The organism is Ochrobactrum sp. Q0168 (assembly GCF_016427605.1).
Classification (GTDB): domain Bacteria; phylum Pseudomonadota; class Alphaproteobacteria; order Rhizobiales; family Rhizobiaceae; genus Brucella.
On the sequence record NZ_JAELXQ010000014.1, the window covers coordinates 74498 to 94524 of the forward strand.

A 20027-nucleotide genomic window follows, 5' to 3' on the forward strand; every position below is an offset into this window, starting at 1 on the left:
ACCGGCGCCGGTGTCACATCCTGCATTGGCGAGACGGTTAAACCCTGCGATGTGGAGCAGAGCTTGTGGCAGACACTTCCATTTCACTCATAGCATATCAGTACCCAAAACCTGAAAAGCGAGACGAACTCGAAACCAGATTAAAAGAACTGGCGAAAGCATCAGCGCTGGAGCAGGGCTGCCTCGCCTATGAATTGTCCACGCTTGCAGACAACAACTCGGTTTTCGTCTTCTACGAACGCTGGGCCAGCCAGGCCGACTTGGATCGCCATTTCAACGGCGAAACGTTTCAGGCGTTCTGGAGCGAACGCATGTCATATCTCACCAAAGACGTCGAAGTTAAAATTCTACAGTCTGTCTAAATACACGTAAGGAAAATACACATGGAAAAAGACCTACAGGAACAGATTGCGAGACTATCCTCAAAGCTTGACAGGCTAGCAGCAGAATCGGAGATCCGCCGTATCATCAGCCGTTATATGTTGCTTTGCGACACGCCTCTACCTGAAGGAGATACGACGCCTGAACAACGTATCGAGCTCATTGTTGACCTGTTCTCCGATGATGCGACTTGGGAAGGCGTTGGTCCGTATTATGAAAATCAGTTTGGTTTCAGTTCCGGAAAAGCAGAGTTGGTGAAGCATTTCCAAGGCTTCTTCCAGCCTCGCGAACCTGAGATGCTGCTCAACTGCCACTATCTGACATCAGAGCATATCACCGTCAACGGTGATACCGCAGAGGGCAAGTGGGTTCACTTTCAGCCTTGGATCTTCAGCGACGGCTCTTCGGTCCTGCGGTCAAGTCGGCTGTTCAATGCCTTCAAGAAGGTGAACGGCGTATGGAAGATGTCACGCTACCGCACGGAAAACGTATTCATTGCGCCGCTTACACCTGGTTGGGCCGAGAATATCCCGAAAAGCTCTGTGCTTTTCAATCCGCAACTCGCGCGCTAGCAGTTAGAAACAAAAAAGGGGAACAAATAATGCAACCTGAAAACCGGGGCAGGACTGAACAAAACCGAGAGCGCAACACGTTTCGTGCGCTCTCGCTCCTAACACGCTTTGCGTTGGCCAGCGCCACCGCCATGGTGTTTGCAACATCTGCATTGGCCGCAGATATTAATTACCCCACCTTCCAATGGACGGAACCGACGTATGGCGCCTTTCTTAAGGAACTTAAAGCCGAATTCGAAAAGCAAAATCCGGGGGTCACCATCAAGGACACGTTCATCCCATTCGCGTCTTTTGCCGACCAGATGTTCATCGATATCTCATCAGGTAATCCGCCAGACGTTTTGACGGCTTTCGATCCTGATTTCAAAAGATATATCGAAGCCGATCTGCTCGAGCCTCTCAACGACTACCTTGATGCCGCGGGGATAAAGGTCGATGATTTCATAGCACCAGAACAACTGGCGGTTAAGGACGGTAAAATATACGGCATTCCCTTTGCCACTAATCCACGCGCCCTCTTTATCAATAAAGCCATGCTGGATGCAGCGAGCCTCGGCATCCCCAAAAACGCTGAGGAATTTGAGAACGTGGTCAAAGTTCTTCGCGACCCCAAGCAACAGAAGTTTGGACTTGCTCTTTCCGCCTACTCTGGTGCGCCTTCCCAGCAATATCTGGAATACGCACCGATCATCGCCAGTTTCGGGGGAAAGTTTTTCACCGAGGGCAAACCAACGGCCAATACGCCGGAGATGATAAAAGCCCTGACGTTCTACAAAAATGTGGTAACGAACAATCTTGTACCCAAAGGAGCCAAGTTCGAAGTCTTCCGGCCAATGTTTGTAAATGGCAAGATCGCCATGTATGCAGCTGGCCCGTTTATGGCTGCAATGGCGAAATCCGGCAATCCAGAGACCTACAACAATCTGGTTACGGAACCACTGCCTCTCGGCGCTGGAAAGCCCATTACAGTCACAAGCTTTCTTGCAATACCGAAAGCATCCCAGAACAAGGATGAGACCGCCAAGCTTCTGATGATGATGCTGGAGACGAAATGGCAGGAACGCCTTGTACAATTGGCAAGTGTCATTCCCGGTCGTAAGGGCATGGTTCCAGCTGATTACCTTAAGGAAAACCCTTGGTTCGAAACCTTTACTAATCTCGCCAGCACAGCTGTTAGCTATGCGCCGGAAGGTGTCGAGCAATATGGTAGCGACGTGATCTCACTGATCGGGAAGCGTATCGAAGCAATGCTGTTTAACGGCGCTACACCGGAAGATACTGCCAACGCCATCCAGAAAGATCTGGTGGCATTCATGGGAACCAAGAAATAGCCACGCACGACGGGACGCGAAAACTGTCCGGTCCATTCGAGGTAGAACATGTCAGCCATCACATCAGATCAGACCCCAACCAAATCTGTGCGGTCCCGCCCGCATATGCATTTATTACTCTTTTTTGGTCCCTGTGTCGTCTCACTTATCGCGGTGTTTGTCTTTCCAGTCTGGCAGACTTTCAAGATGAGCTTTTATGCCGATACGATGGGGGGGAACCCCGCCTTTGTGGGGTTCGCAAATTACGCGAGGATCATCGGCGCAGAAGATTTTCTGAAGCTCGTCGCGACTTCAGTCATCTACACACTTGGCAATGTTGTTTTGGTCTGGGGGCTCGGTCTGGCAATCGCCATTTTGTTAAATCAGCACTTTCCCGGTCGCGCTGTTGTACGGGCGTTGTTCATCGTACCTTGGGCAATTCCCTATGTTGCAGCGAGCCTAATTTTTTCGCTGTTATTCAACTTCGACGTAGGTGTTATCAACTATTTGCTTTCGACACTCTTAGGCGCCCATCTCTCAGTGGACTTCCTGAACAGTTGCCCGAATGCGCTTGTCACGCTTACTGGAATATCGATCTGGAAACTGCTTCCACTCGGCATGGTCATGATGCTGTCGGCGCTGCAATCAATTCCCGGCTCGCACTACGAGGCGGCTAGAGTGGACGGGGCGACCACGCTACAGGCGTTCTGGCATATTACTTTGCCCGGCGTGAGATCAACAACCGTGATGCTCACACTTCTTATGATGATCTGGTGTTTCGGGCGATCTTTCACGGCGATCTACCTCCTTACGGGCGGAGGCCCCGCTGGCTGCTCCGAAACGATCGTGCTGCGCAGCTATCTTGAAATGTTTCAGCAGTTTCATCCAGGCACCGCCGCAGCCCTTGGCGTCGCAGTTCTGCTAATCTCAATGATATGCGCCGGAATTTATTTTGCTGTCATCAACGCACGAGGTAACCAGGCATGAGCATCGGATCCCATTCAATGAAAAGAGCCCACTGGTCCCTCGTCCTGCTTGCCTATCTTTTGGCGTTCATTATTTCGATCCCTCTTCTCTGGATGGTCAAGTCATCCTTTGAAAGCGATGCAGCCGCAACAGCATACCCTCCTGCCCTATTGCCGGATGGGCATTTTATCGGAACGTTCAGTACAATTTTCTTCGATACCCGCCTTTTCCATTGGCTTCTGAACTCCTTCCTTGTCGCAGCTCTTTCAACCTTGGTGGCGCTGGCAATCGGCATTCCGGCCGCTTATGGCTTGTCCCGCTTCAAATTCAGACACAAGAGTCTTCTGACATTGTCGATCCTTGGAACGCAAATGATGCCGCCAATCGTTCTCATCATTCCGCTCTACACAACGTTCATCAGCTTTGGACTGGCGGATAGTCTGGTTGGTGTTATCGTCGCAAATGCGGCATTCGCGTTACCGGTCATGGTCTGGATGCTGAAGACCGTTTTCGACGGCGTTTCTTTCGAAATTGACGAGGCGGCTCGCATCGACGGCGCATCGTGGTACTACATTGCACTGAGAATCGTAACGCCTCTTTCGCTTCCAGGTGTTATCGCCGCATCGATCTTTTCATTCTTGAACGCTTGGGATGAATTCATGCTTGCGCGCACCTTGCTGCGCAGCGTTGATCAATGGGTTGGGACCATTGGTTTGTCCTCGCTATTCGGTGAGTACGTCACTCCGTGGAACCAGATCATGGCCATGGCGCTCGTCTTCACCATCCCACCTGTCCTCCTCTTCCTGCTTGTGCAACGCTACTTCGTTTCAGGCCTCAGCGCCGGAGCAGTCAAAGGCTAATTCAACTACATCACGCGCCCGTCGGCGCTAGCAACGAGGCAATCCATGGCTTCCGTTTCTCTGGATAATGTACAGAAAGCTTACCATAACTTCTCCGTCTTGAAGGACATCAGTGTCGGCATCGATGATGGATCTTTCGTGACGCTCGTAGGGCCGTCAGGTTGCGGCAAATCCACCCTGCTGCGTATGATCGCAGGACTGGAAAGCATCACCGCCGGAACAATTTCGATCGGCGGCGGCATAGTAAACGAGCTCGAGCCCAAGGCGCGTAACATAGCAATGGTTTTCCAAAACTACGCCCTCTATCCGCATCTGACCGTGGCAGAGAATATGGGCTTCGCACTTAAGCTCGCCAAAGCGGATAAAGAGGAGATTAGCCGGAAAGTCCGACATGCGTCGCAAATACTCGGATTGGACGCTCTTCTTCATCGTTACCCCAAGCAGCTTTCCGGCGGACAGCGCCAGCGCGTCGCTATGGGACGCGCTATTGTCCGCAACCCCGCCGTCTTCCTGTTCGACGAACCTCTGTCCAATCTGGACGCCAAACTGCGCGTGCAAATGCGAGCCGAAATCAAGTCACTTCACCAAAAACTGCGGACAACGACCATCTACGTCACGCATGATCAGGTCGAGGCAATGACAATGGCTGACAAGATTGTCGTCATGAAAGATGGGTTCATAGAGCAAGTCGGTGCGCCGCTCGATGTCTATGACCGCCCCGCCAACGTCTTTGTTGCGGGATTCATCGGATCGCCTGCGATGAACTTTCTCAAGGGAAAAGTTTCAAAAGATAGCTTCATCACAGCCGGTGGCGTTCAGCTTCCCTTGCCGGCCTATGCCGACCTGAACGGGCGGTCCGTGATCTATGGCATCCGTCCGGAACATATGCATGTCTCTGCGTTTGGCGTGATCGCAACCGTTACCGTCATTGAGCCAACAGGGGCGGAGACACTTGTTACGGCAGAAATCGACGGACAACCGGTTCACTTCGCAATTTCGGGCCGCAGCAATCTGACTCTGGGATCCACCGTGCATATTGCTCCGCAAGTCCAGCATATTCATCTTTTCGATGAGACAACTGGACGTAGGATCAATTGATGAGCTCATTCCAGAATTTGTTGGGATCGCCACAATCGCCTTTTGTCATGCAGACGTCATTAGGCGGCAATGGACTACGGGTCGCGGTCAAGGATAATATCGATATCAAGGGGCTCAACACGACGGCGGGAAGCCGTGTTTATCTGACCGAACCGCCTGCTCTCGAAAGCGCCACTATCGTTCAGCGACTGCTTGCCACCAATTTCCAGATTGTTGGCAAAACGAAGCTGCACGAGCTTGCCTTTGGCATCACCGGCATAAATGACGCCTTCGGCACCCCTGCCAACCCGCGTTTCCCGAAGTTTATTCCTGGTGGTTCCTCCAGTGGTTCCGCCGCAGCAGTCGCCGCGTCCCTGGCCGATGTAGCGATTGGCACCGATACCGGCGGATCCATAAGAATTCCCGCCGCCTGCTGCGGCGTCTTCGGACTGAAGCCAACGTTCGGACGGATCCCGCGCGACGGGGTTTCACCAGCCAGATCCTCGCTGGATTGCGTTGGTGTATTTGCACAATCGGTCGCCCAGCTGGAAGCGACAATGGAGGCCCTTGATCCGCACTATAAGAGGAAAGATTCCCGCGACTATAAGCTCGGGTTGGTTACGCCTCCTGGCAACCCCGAGATATCCGATGCGATAATAGCCGCAGTCCGCGCAACAGGGTTGCCGATCTGTAGGGTTATGCTTGCACATTTCGACTCTGCGTTTTCAGCTGGCTTAACGATGATCGAATATGAAACCGCGAACGCATTTCGCGACCTGTTGGATTCCTCACTGATTGGCGATGACGTGTTAACACGACTTAGAAAGGCGGCGCGTATAACCGCAGAGGACGTGCGTATCGCCGAAGTCATAAGAAAGCAATTTCGCGAAGAGCTTGAAAGAGCCTTTGAGACAGTCGACGTGCTGGTTTTACCGACTATTGCGGACTTTCCTCCTGCGCTGACGGACGCGAGAGCCGATAGAAGCGCGGTCTCGCTGACCAAAAACGTACGCCCTTTCAACCTTTCGGGTAATCCGGCCATTGCTGTCCCATTACCCTCCATCAACGAACGGCCTGTATCCTTGCAAATAGTAGGACCAATGGGCAAGGACGATGTTGTATGCGCAGTTGCCCGCCAGTTCGAGGCCTGTCTCTCACGTTAACGTTCTTGCGTTGCATCTGCCGCTCACTTACGGTCGCACGAAGTCTCCACCTATTGGATGCTGATGGAGAGTTTGATTTTGAGCCCGTATGAGATCGCACGTGTGATTGCTTTCATGTCGCGTCTTCGCGATGCCTTCCGGCCGATGCATGGCAAGGTTGAGGATGACGCGCACTGGCGAATAATTAGTCATGTTGTCAAGCGCTTCATCGAAGGGGGGGCCGTCACTCTGACAGAATTGATTCAGATTTCGGAGCTTCCCTATGCAACGGCCCACCGGAAGATAAACGAACTTCTGCGCGAACACATGCTGGAAAAGTTTTTCAGCGGCTCTGACACCAAGCGCTTTCAACTGATTCCCAGTAATCTGCTGCTCGATCAGTTCTACAACTACGCGAAGGACGTCAAAGTAGAACTTGCGCGCGTTTATGGTGACAAAAACTTCAGCAATGATGAGGAATATTTTTTTGGAGGCGATCATCAGGCGCTGGCGCTGAGCGAAGACCAGCTTCGTGCTGTTCGCAACATAGACGGTGTCGAAAAGGCGACTTTTCTCCTTCACAATGACTTTTATTTCATGTCCTTGCGACATCTCTGGTCCGATTTCCGTAAACGGTTAGGCCCCTATCAGAACTTCCACATGCGCAACATGGAGGATTTGCATGCTGAATTGTTGGCCAATGCCAAGCGGCCGGAATCCACCTTCGATATCGTTGCGCTGAATGCGCCCTGGGTTGGGCAGTTTGCTGAAGCCGGCGCCGTCATCAACCTCAACTCCCTCACGGACGCAAGGCGGGTCGTGCCTCAAAGCTTTAATCCTGAAGTCTGGGATATGGGGATGTCGAAAGGAAAACAGTTTGGCATTCCCAGCTATGCTGCAGTCGAAATCCTGGCGGCCCGAAAGGACCTTCTGGAAACTGAGGGCCTGAAATCTCCAGCAACATTCGCCGATGTGCTTAAATGCGGTCGCGCCTTGCATGACCCCAATAACGGGCGTTACGGGATCGTTTGGAACGCCAGTCGCGGCATCGATGTCGCGCATACGTTCATGTTCATTATTGGCTGTTGCGGCGCTCCCATCCCGGACCTCGCCCAGGTAAAAGGCGGCTTCGAGAAAAAGGATATGAACGGGGGCAAGGTGCGAGCACTGATCGATAGCTATGCGGCGCACGAAGCGCTGGAATACATGAAAGAACTTCTGAGCATATCGCCGCCGAATATTCTCGAAACATCGCGCCAAACCGTTCTTGACTTATTCACACGCGGGAAAGCGGCTATGGCCTATACGTGGTCAATCCATGCGACGCGTTTTGAAATGCAGATCGATTCCGCCGTCAAGCGGCGCGTAACCTATCTGCAACCTCCGTTTGGAAGAGGTGGAAAAAGCCTTGCCCCCTTGGGCGGATTTGTCTTCGCAATTCCGAGCAATCTGCCGCCGTTACGGATGGAAAAAGCAATGCAGATCCTCACTTGGATGTGTAGTCCTGAAGCGATGCTCGCGCGCGCAAAGGACGGGCTACCGCTATCTCCTCTTTTCAGCCTCATGGGGGACCCGGGAGCCAACCTCAATTCACCAATCTACACACTGGTAAAGTCGCTGTCGCAACGTCGTCTGCTCAACGTATGGCAACGTCCCGCCATACCCAAATACATCCATATCGAAACCATTTTGGGCGAGGAGGTTCACGACGCGTTGATTGGCCACAAGTCAATCAAGGTGGCCTTGGCCGACGCCAATACGAGGATCAAATCCCTTGATCAAGATCTCCTCTATTCGTGATTACCCATAGTCCCCAGAACCAATTCCATTCCCGGGAATCCAGCTTTAGCCTGACGCGTGCTCAGTCTCGGAAGTGAGCACAAAGAAATCACGGTCTTCAAGACCATTCTCCGCGGCATGAAGGAAACGCTCTAGGGAAAGCGCATTTACTGCCATTTCGACATCGACATCAGCTGCGGCTTCGGCAATCAAACCCGTATCTTTAATCATCTGGGAGACGGAAAATGCCGGTGGATAGTCGTTCTGCTCTATATTGGTTCGCTTGTATTTGAGAAGTGGCGAAACTACTGCACTTTCGCAGATAACTTCCATGATAACGTTCCGGGAAAGCCCACCCGCTTGACCCAGCTGTAACGCGTCCGCCATTAAAGTTGCATTTGCCGCTACAAGACTGTTCAGGACCAGTTTCAGATATCGCGCCTCCTCACTCGGACCGACGTAATATTGTCGACTTGAGAACGCTTCGAACGCCGGCCGGCATATCTCAAAATCAGCCTGCGGGCCGGATACCATGACCGTAAGGGATCCCGATTTCGCAGTATGGGTGCTCCCAGAAACGGGCGCGCGCAGATAACGGGTTGTCCGGATGCCGTTGGAGACCTTTTTCGAAATACGGGGAGAAACCGTACTCAAATCCACGAATATCTGATCCTCGTTCAAGTGGCCTGCGAACCCAGATTCGCCGAAAACGAGATCATCGAGAACTTGATCATTAGGGATCATCGACATGATAATCTCGACGTCCTTCAAAAGCTCACCCACGGACGGAGCGATTTTGGCTCCATCTCCGCGAACTGTATGACAGTTTGCCGGATTTCTATCATAGACTGCCACATGATGGTTCTTCGCCAACAGATGACGCACCATCGGTTGGCCCATTTTACCAACCCCTATCCAGCCGATTCTTCGTTGCTTTGCCATTCTTGTCTTCTCCAAAACGCCTGTCTTCTCCTAGTGGTGTCCGAACATCACCTGGTCACAGTTCAAATCTCCAGTGACAAAACATCCAGAATGGATACTCTGCACATTGCAAGAGATGCAGAAAAAGAGACGATAAGTTTGGCCTCATCCTAATGCTATGAAAGCAAAATCTCATGCTCTACGTCGTCCATTGTATCGATTTCGAAGACGCCCTTCCTCGCCGACTGGCCAACTACGACGCTCACAAGCAATATCTCGCAAGCGCTACCGTGAAGACAGTCATTTCAGGTCCGCTAGTCGCTAAGGACGGAGTCACCATGATCGGCTCAATGTTCATCGTTGATGCCGAACGGCTGGAAGACGTTGTTTCCTTTAATCGCAACGATCCATTTCAGGACGCACATGTGTGGGCCGACACTCGGATTCATCCGTTCCTGATGCGTGTGGACAACCGTGCGCTCAAGATTGACTGAGGATCGGCATGCACTCATTCGCTTACAATTCAAACAAAGCTCGTATTCTTTTCGGGGTCGGGACGTTTCAAAAGCTGCCCGACGAAAGAGACAGGATGGGATTGAACAGGATTCTTGTCCTATCCACCGACGCTCAGCGTGACGAAGCGGTGGAATTAGCCAATATCATTAAAGACAGTTCCGTTGGCGTTTTCAGTGAAGCAGTCATGCATACACCAGTCAACACAACTGAGAAAGCCGTCTCAATCGCCAGAAACCTGAATGCGGATGGAATCCTTTCTATCGGTGGCGGTTCGACTACCGGCCTGTCAAAAGCTATCGCTCTCAGGACCGGCCTTCCGCAGATCATCGTTCCAACCACATATGCGGGATCTGAGGTCACGCCTATACTCGGACAGACAGAAAACGGCTCCAAGACCACCATTCGCGACCCGGGCATCCTTCCCGACCTTGTGATCTACGATCCCAATTTTTCAATGAAGCTTCCGGTCGAGCTCAGCATAACCAGCGGCCTCAATGCTATGGCCCATGCGCTGGAAGGGCTCTACGCCCAAGACAGAAATCCGATTTCGTCCCTGATGGCGATAGAAGGCCTCCGCGCCCTGCATGGCGCATTGCCGATAATAAGGGAAAAACCCGACGACACAGACGCGCGAACGTCCGCTTTGTTTGGTTCCTGGTTGTGCGGCACGGTTCTTGGCACAGTAGGGATGTCGCTCCATCACAAGATTTGCCACACGCTCGGAGGAATGTTCGACCTCCCTCATGCCGAAACACACGCGATCCTGCTTCCCTACACAATCGCATACAATAGTGAGGCGGCGGCGGTGGAACTTGCGCCTCTTCAAGACTTATTCGGCGCGTCAATCCCTGCTGGCATCTTTGATTTTTCACGACGCCTGGGCGCGCCGTATTCTCTCGCTCAACTTGGACTCGTGCGCCGCGATATAGAGCGGGCCACCGAACAGTCCCTGAAAAACCCTTACTGGAACCCCCGCCCCCTGGAGCGCCAAGCTATCCAGCAACTCCTTGAAATGGCGCTGGAAGGCGCTCGCCCGCGCTGAACTATATTGGGAGATGGACATATGAATGCGTACTTTTCGGAGGAAAACTCCACTGAAACCGTGAATGGACGAATGAAACCGAACTCGGCCCGGCTCACGGAAGTCATGGGGGCATTGGTCAGCCATTTGCACAGTTTTATAAAGGAAGTGGCTCTGACACAGAACGAGTGGGAGTACGCTATCGACTTTTTGACACGCACTGGGCGGATATGTAGTGAAGAACGGCAAGAGTTTATTCTGTTGAGCGACACGCTAGGAGTTTCAATGCTTGTCGACGCCATCAACAATAGACGCCCCTGCGGTGCCACCGAAAATACAGTTTTTGGACCCTTCCATGTGAAAAACGCACCCTTGCGAAAGATGGGCGACTGCATTTCCCTAGACGGTAAGGGAGAAAGCTGTCGCTATTTTGGACGAGTGATTGATCTGAATGGCATTCCCATCGCTGGTGCGAGCATCGACGTGTGGTCCGACAATTCAGACGGCTATTACGACGTCCAACAGCCAGACATACAGCCGAAATGGAATAATCGTGGCATTTTCGTAACCGGGAATGATGGTTACTACGAGTTCTTCGGCATCAAACCGGTCTCATATCCTATCCCAGACGACGGGCCGGTAGGAGAAATGCTCGGCCATCTCGGCAGGCACCCATACCGGCCTGCTCATATGCACTACCTGGTGAATGCAGACGGCTATGAAAAGCTAATTACCCATACCTTCGTCGGAGAAGACGCCTACCTCAAATCGGATGCAGTATTTGGCGTTAAAAAGACCTTGATTGCCCCATTCGAGCGCACATCGGGATCTATCAGCCTATGGCAGTCAAAGTTCGATTTCGTTCTTGTCAAAGCAGGAAATAAACAATGATCGCATTTCGATTTGCAGTCTCAGATCCCCGAAGGACCCGCGCACGCGCGCAGCTTCATGATGCACACAAAAAACACATTGCTGACGCACCGTTCGAGATTCTTATGTCGGGTCCCGCGTTCCAAGAAGGCAGTGATGCCACCACTGCCGCATTACTAATTGCAAATGTTGCAACGTTAGCAGAATTGGATTCGTTTAACTTGACCGATCCGTATGTAAAATCCGGCGTATATATAAAAACATGGATCCTTGAATGGAAAAATTCTAAAATCTTAAGAATTATATGACCGAATATTTGTGATAGTCATCGCAATATTTATGAAATTTACGCAGATTGCGTTTAATATAATCTGCTTATTTTAATAATGTTTATATTAATGTAATATTAATGTAATATTAATGACGGCACAAGGATTAAAATTATAATTATGCTATATAAAGCAATACATATACTGACATTTAGTCAGAATCTGGTTAGCCTGAAACATCGTTTCCTCGTCCAGGCAAATACCAAGATTAACTGTGGATCACGAACATCTTCTAACTAATTGGTTTTATTACCTTTGGCGGTCGAGTTGAAATGTCCGCCGCTTTGCAAAGTTAAAATGTCCGTCTGAGGCGTTTGCTGGCACGACGCTCTGCCCCGGCCAGCCCTTGCAACCCTGACCAGCCGGGCAGGCCGGGCCAAGTCGGGGTGCTGTTAGGAACAAGCGGACATTTTAACTTTGCAAAGCGGCGGACATTTCAACTCTGCCGCCACATCGCGAACACCGTCGCAAATCCGGTTGTTCGACGGACGACCGATCGCCTTATGCCGGATCGACGACGCACCGTCGGTTTGCATCCGCTGCAGCAGTCGACGGACCGGACGCTCACTCAGATCAAGCACATGCGCCGCTGAAACCATCGTCATCCGACTGGCCATCACCTTCGACAAAATCTCGATCCGCTGCAGATCACGCTCGCTCATCGCAATCAATCCCATCTGCTTGTCTCCCAGACGTCTTTCAGACCGGGGAGAGTGACATTCCAACTTTGCAGAAACAGGACACTTTAACTTTGCGGCTACATTACCGTGAGGTGTAATCACCATTATGGAACTTTCCCGTATTATTATGACAGATTGGATCTTCTGATGATAGGCCTTTTCAGTCGGGTAGGAATTCGGCTGTCAATGTTGAGATTCGCCAGCCGTCTATGGTTTTGGAAAAAACAAAATCATAGGCCCCTGCCATCGCAATTCTTCCCGGTCCGCCTCGCCAGTCGGTAATAAGCATTCTACAGCGCCCCTTTGCCTCCAAAGGATCGTCACTCTTCCAAAGGACCAGATCAGTAATGAAGTGGCGACTTCTGCACTTAAAATTCACGGCTATTGCTTCTGTAACCAGTGCAGTTAATTCTTTTTGACCCTTTCGCACTCCTGCAGCAATACCTGACCCGCCGTGTTCGATGGGCGCGGCATTCCGTCTAATCCAACTTGCGTTCTCCGTGAATAGCGCTGCCCACTTTTTAGCGTCAGCGGAATCAAGGAAATGAACGTAGTGGCCGAGAACAAAGCGAATTTCTTGTTCGTCTTCCGCTGAAAGCATATCTCCATACACGTTGTGCCCTCCGGTTCGTAGTCGTTTGAGTCTCCAATCACGTCGGCACTGAGAGGAGAGGTTACCTATTCGTGCTTGAGCAAGTAAATCGGTGTTCCAAATTCGCGTCGAGAACAACTCTTCTTTCTTAGCGAAGATTGGTGATGGAAGTCAAAGAGTAGCTCGTCGTAGTGACACTGTCTTTCCAGGTGCTATGGAGCAAGTGCTGCCAACCGCTGCGTGATGTCCTTAGCAGCTTTCTTAGAGAGTTTAATCATCTCAGCCTCGCTCACGGGCGGGGGAGCATGCATGGGGTAAGATAACGAGATTGCGCCAATGATTTCATTGTTTTCATCGAAAACGGGAGCTGCGACACCAATCAGCTCCGCTGTGATCTCACCACGCGATAAATAGTAACCTTTACTGCGATTTTCCCTCAACGCAGAACTGAACGAGGTCCAATCAGCACCAATTGCGTCTCGCCCTTTATCTCCTTCATGACGCTCGAAAATCCTCCTCTGGCGTCGCCGATCAAGGTGAGCGAGGATGATACGTGCTTGGGCTCCCCTGAAAACAGGAAGCCTCCTTCCCGGTTTGAGCGGCATTTCGGACGAACTTTCCGGTCGCGTCGAATATACGTTGACGGCGCGGTCCTGATACATCCTGCACAAGAAGGTGTGGACGCCAAGCCGCGTCGATATCTCTTCCATGACTTCCTTGGCCGCCAACAAGATTGGGTCGAAGTTCACGAGAATGAACTCAAGCTCCATGATTGTTGGCCCCGGCACATACCGTCCAGAAATCCGCGAGAGTAATCCGATCTCGTGCAGATCATGTAGATATCGGTAGGCGGTCGCTTGACTGACCTGCAATATGGTTTCGACATCTGCAAGTGAGATAGTCGGCGAAGTTTCCGAGAACAGGTTCAAGATCTCGGCTACCCGTTTGAGTACAGACGTCTCATTCTGCGACTTACCGGCGGCGGCACTTTCTCTTTTTGTCATGAAATGACCCTGTTCTCGCTAACTTATCGTCCTTGAAATCGGATATCCAATTTCGAGGACGATGTCTTCATTATCTAAGGATAAATTCACTTACGAAGTATCGCGTACCGTGCGCAATGAAATGAGATATGTCGTGCAATATCTCCTCCCTTCCGCGCTCACTGTCGAAATATCTCTTAAGCATATCTTCAAATGTTGGAAAATTCAGCTCGGCAATTCCGTCTGCAGGACGGCCTCGAGAATCGTCGACTATCCAGTTTCTGACATATTTGTCCATTCCAACATGCACTCTCAACGCAAGTGGAACGTGGATATCCCAACTGCGCCGCGCCGCTGACTCAGGCAGGTCCGGATGGAAGTTTAGCCTTCCGATATACTTCATGCCGGGTGATCGTTGGCCCTTGATTGCAGTCTGTCGATCAAGTTGCACCATCTCCTCGACCTGATATATCTCGGTCGTAGCGATATCATCCATGCAGGTAACGAATGACGCAAGCACATCCTCGGCCCTATCGACCGGTGGATAAATCTCCACTATGACGTCACAATAGGGATCTACCAAATCGGATTGCGTTTCTAAGGGGCGGTAGGGAACACCTTCGGGCGTATCCTCCACTATATTGACGATCACGCCACCCCCGCAGGAATCGGAATTGGCAATTCGCCGAGCGGCATGAAGATATCGCGCCTGGAAATCCGTCTTTTTTATGCGATCGCTGCCAGCCAGATAGATGAAATACTTTGATGCCATCGAACGTGTTCCCAAAAGCCGTGCCAACGTCTAGGCAACTTCAAGCCATTCCCTCCGCACCGATGGCGTAGCGAGCAGTTCCTCTGGCGTACCCTCGAAGACGATGGCGCCGTGTCCCATGATCAGGCATCGGCTGCAAAGCTTTAAGGCAATCGTCATTTTTTGCTCCACCAATATCGACGCTACGCCCTGACGGTTAATGTCCAGCATCACCTCAGCGAGATGGTCCACAATCTTGGGTGCGAGTCCCTCGGTCGGTTCGTCGATCAGAACGGCTGTAGGCTGCCCCAGCAATGAACGGCACAGGGTGAGCATCTGCTGCTCACCGCCAGAGATTGACCCTGCTTTAACATTGCGACGTTCCTTGAGACGGGGGAAGAAGCCGTACATCTCGTCCAGGCTCCACGTTTTCGTATTCGGCCGGGGCTTGGCGAGCCCAATGTGTAAGTTCTCTTCAACGGTGAGATTGCTAAAAGCCAACCGCTCTTCTGGGACGTAGGCGATACCGGCGCGGTTGATCTTGTAGGACGGGAGCCCTGCAAGCTCTCGGCCAGCCAGTTTGATCGAGCCGCGCGTGGGTGTGACCATACCCATTATGGCCTTCATGGCTGTAGACCTGCCAGACCCATTACGGCCGAGCAAGGCAATCATCTCGCCGTTTCCCAGGGTTAAACTCATCCCGTGAAGGATGTGGCTCTTGCCGTAGTGGGTGTGTAGGTTGGTTACGGAAAGTAACGTCATGCGGGCACCTCGCCGAGATAAGCTTCCTGAACCCGAGCACTCGCACGTATCTCTTCCGGCGTGCCCGATGCGATAATCTCGCCATAGACAAGGACGGATATCCGGTCGCAAAGAGAGAAAACAACCTCCATATCATGCTCGACAACGAGGAGTGTTTTCCCCACCGTGATTTCGCGGATCAGATTGAGCATGTAATGGGTTTCCTCCCGTGACATTCCTGCCATAGGTTCATCAAGTAGAATTACGTCGGCCCCCGGTCCGATCGCCATGGCTATCTCAAGGGCGCGCTGCTCGGAATAGGTCAGATCTCCCGCGAACTTGTTACGCACGTTGGTCAGACGGACCAACTCCAGCAACTTATCGGTATCGCGGTTGATTGCGGTTGCCTTCGAGGCGAGAGAAAACATCGGATAACGCCGGCCATGCCTGGCCATGGCCGCGATGCGAAGATTCTCATATACGCTCAGACGCGGAAAAATCGTGGTGATCTGAAACGATCGCGACAATCCACGGCGGGTGATCAGGTGAGGCGGCATACCTGCAATTGAGGCGCCGTTCAAACGAATATCACCACTCGACGGCGTATAAAGCCCTGAGATCAGATGAAACAGCGTCGATTTACCAGCGCCGTTGGGTCCGATCAAAGCGTGCCGCTCGCCCGCTCTTACGACAAGGTCGACGCCGCGGATGATTTCGCTTTCCCCAAAACGCTTGGTGAGTCCGGAGAGCTGGATGATATCTTTCATCATCGCGCGTGTTCCTCTGCCAGAGAGGTCATCGGCGAAGCCTCCCTTTCCGTTCGCGATTTGACCAGTAGCAAAATGCCCATGCCAGCGCCGATCGCTAAGACTGGGACGATCCATGTTGTAGTTGCCATCGGATCCCAGTTGTAACCATAGAGGGAGATTGGAGGCCAAGCCTTGGTTCTATCAACTATGGCAGAATACTGTTGGTCAAGAATACGGGATGTTAGCTCGAGTAGCGTGACGATCCCTGCCGTGATGAGGAGACCTGGCGGAAGCAGGAGGACACGGCGTTTGAGGGAACCCCAGTTTCGGTCCTTGAACTCGCTCACGATTCTCAGCCCGAGCACGGCCAGACCATCACCCATGAACATCATGATGCCAACGAAGAGTATGCCTTGATAGAGTAGCCAGTTCTTTGTCACATCGGAAACCAGACTACCGAACAAAGCGAAGGTAAAGGCGCCAATCGCTGGACCGAAAAATACGCCCGCCCCTCCGACGAAAGTATGCAAGATAACCGAGGCAGACATTCCCATGCCCAGCATCGAGTAGTTGATGCTTTCCGTCGTGAAGGCCAGAAGGCCGCCCGCGATGCCGGAAAACATGGCCGACACACCGAACACAATGGTCTTCGTGTGATGGAGATTGTAGCCGAGAAAGGAAACCCGACGCTCGGCTTCCCTAAGACCGACAGTCAGGCGCCCGAATAGTGTTTGATTGTAGGCATAGAGCAGTCCGATGCACAGCAAGACCCAGGCGACAACCGTATAGTAGACATGAACCTCACTACCGAAATCGAATTGGGACCAGGGCATCCTCATCGTCGTCAGCCCCACCTCACCACCAAAAATTCCGCTGAGATTGGGTGCGATCGCATGGAGGAGCTCCGCCAACGCGAGCGTTACCATCGACAGGTAAACACCACTTCTCAACGTGGCGAAGTATCCCGCGCAAAGACCGCCGATGAGTCCGGCTACACCGCCAACGAGCGGAATCAGCGGCGTGGGAAGCCAGAAACTTCCGTTCTCGACGGCCTGCATCGCGTGAATGACAGCAAATCCGCCGATAGCAAAATACGCCGCGTGACCGAACGAAAGCATCCCAGCGCGACCACTTAGAAGGTTGAACGCCATAGCGAACAAGACGGCAATCAGCGCTGTAGTCAGAACACCGATGACGTGTCCACCCAAAACAAAAGGGGCGACGAGAAACAAGGCGACAACAAGCGCCAGTATTCCATTTCTAATCATATTCTAGTTCCTTTCGCCCATCAGTCCGGCAGGCCGCGTCAACAGCACAACAAGCATCAGCAATGCGGGGAGCGAAGCCGACAGCGACGAAATTTGCAAAGTAAGCAAACCGCCGATCTCCCTGGCTTCCATGCCATAGCCGAAGATCTGCGCTATATCTGCGAGCGACACCTGAAATCCAATCGAGAACGACGTGAGAAGGCCAATCAGCAGCGATGATATGAATGCGCCTATAAGCGAACCAAGGCCTCCCACGACCACGACAACAAACGCTATAACGCTCATCTCTGCTGCCATGGAGGGGCTCGTTGTCAGAAGAGCGCCGCCGACGGCTCCGGCAAGACCTGCCATCCATGCACCGACACCGAACACACCAAGAAAGACCAGTGGAACGTTGTGTCCCAACGCGGATACCATACCCGGGCGTTGGACCGACGCACGAACGACGATACCGATGCGCGTCTTCTGGAGCAGCAAGAAGAGTATGCCCAACAGCACCAAAGCCACGGAGGCGACAAACACCCGATAGGACGGAAAGTTCGTCCCGAACAAAGAAAACGCGGGGCCGCTGAGTAGAGACGGAGGGCGGTATGCAACAGGAAAGTTGCCCCAAAAGAGCTTGATCACTTCCTCGAATACGAAGGCGATGCCAAAGGTGAGAAGAAGTTGCTGCGAATGCCCGAAGCCATGAACGCGTCTTAGCATATAGCGTTCTATGAATGCCCCTATGACCATTACCAGCAGGGGGGCGATCAGTAAGGCAAGCCAGAAGTTAGACATCTTGGCGATCGTGAAGGAGAGATAAGCGCCCAGCATATAGAACGAGGCGTGCGCAAAGTTTACGACGCCCAGCAGGCCGAAGACGAGGGTCAAACCCGCCGAGACCATGAAGAGAAGAAGCCCATAGACGAGGCCATTGAGCGTCGAAATAATGAAGAATTCCATGCCGGAGACCCTTGCCGAGAATGTCGGCTCCGTCATCGGGAGCCGGCATTCAACCAGTTTCAGCGTGAATGTATTAGGATGGTCGATTCATTTTGCACTTGGGATCGACGGGTACAGCACTGTCTTCGGGCGAAACGATCTTCAACAGCTTGAAGCCCATGTCGGTTCCGTCGACCTTGTATCGAGCCTCTGTCGAGACTTCGGACACGGTAACAGGCAGAAGGACTTGGTGATCCTCTTTCCTGAATGACCAACGGCCCGCCGGGCTCTCATAGCTGGCATCCTCAAGAGCAAGAGCTATGGTCCGAATATCGACTTCTCCACCGGGCTTGCTGACCTTTTTCAGAGCTTCGCCCAGCAGCAGGGTGCCGAACGCGGTCGTCGGTTCTTCGTTGTATGGATAATGGCCGACTGAAGCCTTGAAGTCCTCCGCAAACTCCTCGCCCGCCTTGCCGCCAGCTTCCAGGTTGTAAAGCTTTACCAGCACGGCGCCCAGGGCCGAATGCCCCATCGCGCTCAGCGCCCCGTTCGTGTCTAGGCTAGTATTGCCGACATTAACTTTAAGACCCGCATCACCGAGCGCGCGCATGAATAAAATAATGTCGTTGCCCCAGTTTCCACTCAGGATCGTGTCGGCGCCAGAAGCTTTGATCTGTGCGACGAAAGGCGAGAAGTCCTGGATTTTCGCGGTGTCGTGCAGTGTTGAACCGACGATCTGCGCGCCTGCGGCCGTTCCGTACAGTGCCTGCGCCTTTTCGTGGTCGACACCATAGGAGTAATTTTGGTTGATGCTGTAGATCTTGGTTCCCAGCTTACCCGTATCCTTCATCGCTGACACAAGGGCATTGATCCTGATGAAAGGGTTGCTTGCCAGCTTGAATGCCCAGAACTGACATTTGTCCGCCGTGAATTCGGCCGCTTCCGATCCCTCCATCATGAAGAGAATCTCTTTACCCTTGTTGCGCAGGTTGTATTTCCGGACGTCTTCGGAGATCTGTGCGGTGATAGCCGAATTGGTCGACTGGATAATGATGCGCGCACCGTCTGCGATCGCAGCCTTGAGTTTCTCTGCCGCGCCCGCCGTCTGATTGAGGCTATCATATTCGGTCAAGGCGATGGGGTCGCCGTTAAAGCCACCCTCTTTATTCAACTTTCCAATCGCGTATCGGACGCCCTCAACGAACGGGATAGCGGTCTGAGCGTTTGGCCCCGAGAACGCCTCGATGACTGCAATCTTTAGCGGCTCAGCCTGAGCCGAAGCATTGCAGAAAGCAGTCAGCGCAGTGAATGCAGCATAGGCAACGTATTTTTTCATTTTTTACTCCCTATGAATCTTTTTTGATGCTGTGAACTTGAATAAATTCGAGCACCAACCGCCCTTCAAGCCAAACAATACTTGAAGAAGCCGAATTCGTTTCGCCAGCACTCGATTTTGCAGCTCGCGCCGCTCTCAGCCCGCAATACACGCCAGAAGGGTCAGAGACAGGCACAAAACAGCGATCGCTTGCAAAGCTATCGTTATGATTATGAAGAGATTTTTGACTAGATCAGTCGCCGTTCAACCGCAATGATTG

Annotated in this window: 21 protein-coding genes and 1 pseudogene; 12 read left to right on the top strand and 10 right to left on the bottom strand. The window is 52.3% G+C overall.

Annotated features, from left to right (window positions below; translation table 11 throughout):
* The first annotated feature begins 65 nt into the window (after positions 1-65).
* From JAU75_RS19020 to JAU75_RS19055, 8 genes are all read left to right on the top strand, one after another.
* Positions 66-362 (top strand): putative quinol monooxygenase, encoded by a 297-nt coding sequence (locus tag JAU75_RS19020; protein WP_199058022.1) that lies wholly within the window; start codon positions 66-68, stop codon positions 360-362.
* 21 nt (positions 363-383) lie between these two features.
* On the top strand, positions 384-953 hold the full coding sequence (locus JAU75_RS19025; protein ID WP_199058023.1) for a nuclear transport factor 2 family protein: 570 nt from the start codon (positions 384-386) through the stop codon (positions 951-953).
* 29 nt (positions 954-982) lie between these two features.
* The gene (locus JAU75_RS19030) at positions 983-2284 is read left to right on the top strand and encodes a sugar ABC transporter substrate-binding protein (protein ID WP_199058024.1); all 1302 of its coding nucleotides are present in this window, start codon (positions 983-985) and stop codon (positions 2282-2284) included.
* Positions 2285-2332: 48 nt separating this feature from the next.
* Positions 2333-3250, top strand: a complete 918-nt coding sequence (locus tag JAU75_RS19035; protein WP_199058025.1) for a carbohydrate ABC transporter permease — start codon at positions 2333-2335, stop codon at positions 3248-3250.
* Between the two features lie 17 nt (positions 3251-3267).
* On the top strand, positions 3268-4089 hold the full coding sequence (locus JAU75_RS19040) for a carbohydrate ABC transporter permease (protein WP_167836161.1): 822 nt from the start codon (positions 3268-3270) through the stop codon (positions 4087-4089).
* A 45-nt stretch (positions 4090-4134) separates the two neighbouring features.
* Complete coding sequence (locus tag JAU75_RS19045; protein WP_199058026.1) at positions 4135-5187, top strand: sn-glycerol-3-phosphate ABC transporter ATP-binding protein UgpC; 1053 nt, start codon at positions 4135-4137, stop codon at positions 5185-5187.
* Positions 5187-6329, top strand: a complete 1143-nt coding sequence (locus JAU75_RS19050; RefSeq protein WP_247880544.1) for an amidase — start codon at positions 5187-5189, stop codon at positions 6327-6329. Before JAU75_RS19045 ends, JAU75_RS19050 begins: the two co-directional genes overlap by 1 nt.
* Positions 6330-6392: 63 nt before the next feature.
* Entirely contained in the window at positions 6393-8108 is a 1716-nt protein-coding gene (locus JAU75_RS19055; RefSeq protein WP_199058027.1) for an extracellular solute-binding protein, read from the top strand.
* Between the two features lie 45 nt (positions 8109-8153).
* Here JAU75_RS19055 and JAU75_RS19060 read toward each other — a convergent pair whose 3' ends face one another.
* Positions 8154-9029 carry an NAD(P)-dependent oxidoreductase gene (locus tag JAU75_RS19060; RefSeq protein ID WP_199058028.1) on the bottom strand — a complete coding sequence of 292 codons (876 nt, stop codon included), beginning with the start codon at positions 9027-9029 and terminating at the stop codon, positions 8154-8156.
* A 173-nt stretch (positions 9030-9202) separates the two neighbouring features.
* Here JAU75_RS19060 and JAU75_RS19065 point away from each other — a divergent pair, with 173 nt between their 5' ends.
* Genes JAU75_RS19065 through JAU75_RS19080 form a run of 4 tightly spaced genes read left to right on the top strand, consistent with a single transcriptional unit; the run spans position 9203 to position 11723 of the window.
* The gene (locus JAU75_RS19065; protein WP_199058029.1) at positions 9203-9502 is read left to right on the top strand and encodes a YciI family protein; all 300 of its coding nucleotides are present in this window, start codon (positions 9203-9205) and stop codon (positions 9500-9502) included.
* A gap of 8 nt (positions 9503-9510) precedes the next feature.
* Positions 9511-10566 (top strand): maleylacetate reductase, encoded by a 1056-nt coding sequence (locus tag JAU75_RS19070; protein WP_199058030.1) that lies wholly within the window; start codon positions 9511-9513, stop codon positions 10564-10566.
* Between the two features lie 21 nt (positions 10567-10587).
* Positions 10588-11436 carry a dioxygenase gene (locus tag JAU75_RS19075; RefSeq protein ID WP_199058031.1) on the top strand — a complete coding sequence of 283 codons (849 nt, stop codon included), beginning with the start codon at positions 10588-10590 and terminating at the stop codon, positions 11434-11436.
* A complete protein-coding gene (locus tag JAU75_RS19080; protein ID WP_199058032.1) occupies positions 11433-11723 on the top strand; it encodes a YciI family protein in 291 nt (96 codons plus the stop codon). The genes JAU75_RS19075 and JAU75_RS19080 overlap by 4 nt, the downstream gene beginning before the upstream one ends.
* A 458-nt stretch (positions 11724-12181) precedes the next feature.
* Here JAU75_RS19080 and JAU75_RS19085 read toward each other — a convergent pair.
* The 9 genes and pseudogenes from JAU75_RS19085 to JAU75_RS19125 form a co-directional block, all read right to left on the bottom strand.
* Positions 12182-12421, bottom strand: a pseudogene (locus JAU75_RS19085) (helix-turn-helix domain-containing protein); the annotation flags it as partial.
* A 163-nt stretch (positions 12422-12584) separates the two neighbouring features.
* Positions 12585-13037: a nuclear transport factor 2 family protein gene (locus tag JAU75_RS19090; RefSeq protein WP_199058033.1), complete on the bottom strand. Its 453-nt coding sequence runs from the start codon at positions 13035-13037 to the stop codon at positions 12585-12587.
* A 191-nt stretch (positions 13038-13228) separates the two neighbouring features.
* Positions 13229-14020 (bottom strand): IclR family transcriptional regulator, encoded by a 792-nt coding sequence (locus JAU75_RS19095; protein ID WP_199058034.1) that lies wholly within the window; start codon positions 14018-14020, stop codon positions 13229-13231.
* A gap of 70 nt (positions 14021-14090) precedes the next feature.
* Positions 14091-14771 carry a hypothetical protein gene (locus JAU75_RS19100; RefSeq protein WP_199058035.1) on the bottom strand — a complete coding sequence of 227 codons (681 nt, stop codon included), beginning with the start codon at positions 14769-14771 and terminating at the stop codon, positions 14091-14093.
* Positions 14772-14801: 30 nt separating this feature from the next.
* The gene (locus tag JAU75_RS19105) at positions 14802-15512 is read right to left on the bottom strand and encodes an ABC transporter ATP-binding protein (protein WP_199058036.1); all 711 of its coding nucleotides are present in this window, start codon (positions 15510-15512) and stop codon (positions 14802-14804) included.
* Positions 15509-16261 carry an ABC transporter ATP-binding protein gene (locus JAU75_RS19110; RefSeq protein ID WP_199058037.1) on the bottom strand — a complete coding sequence of 251 codons (753 nt, stop codon included), beginning with the start codon at positions 16259-16261 and terminating at the stop codon, positions 15509-15511. The genes JAU75_RS19105 and JAU75_RS19110 overlap by 4 nt, the downstream gene beginning before the upstream one ends.
* Entirely contained in the window at positions 16258-17508 is a 1251-nt protein-coding gene (locus JAU75_RS19115; protein WP_199058038.1) for a branched-chain amino acid ABC transporter permease, read from the bottom strand. The genes JAU75_RS19110 and JAU75_RS19115 overlap by 4 nt, the downstream gene beginning before the upstream one ends.
* Positions 17509-17511: 3 nt before the next feature.
* Positions 17512-18453, bottom strand: a complete 942-nt coding sequence (locus tag JAU75_RS19120; protein WP_199058039.1) for a branched-chain amino acid ABC transporter permease — start codon at positions 18451-18453, stop codon at positions 17512-17514.
* A 73-nt stretch (positions 18454-18526) separates the two neighbouring features.
* On the bottom strand, positions 18527-19768 hold the full coding sequence (locus tag JAU75_RS19125) for an ABC transporter substrate-binding protein (protein WP_199058040.1): 1242 nt from the start codon (positions 19766-19768) through the stop codon (positions 18527-18529).
* Between the last annotated feature and the right edge of the window lie 259 nt (positions 19769-20027).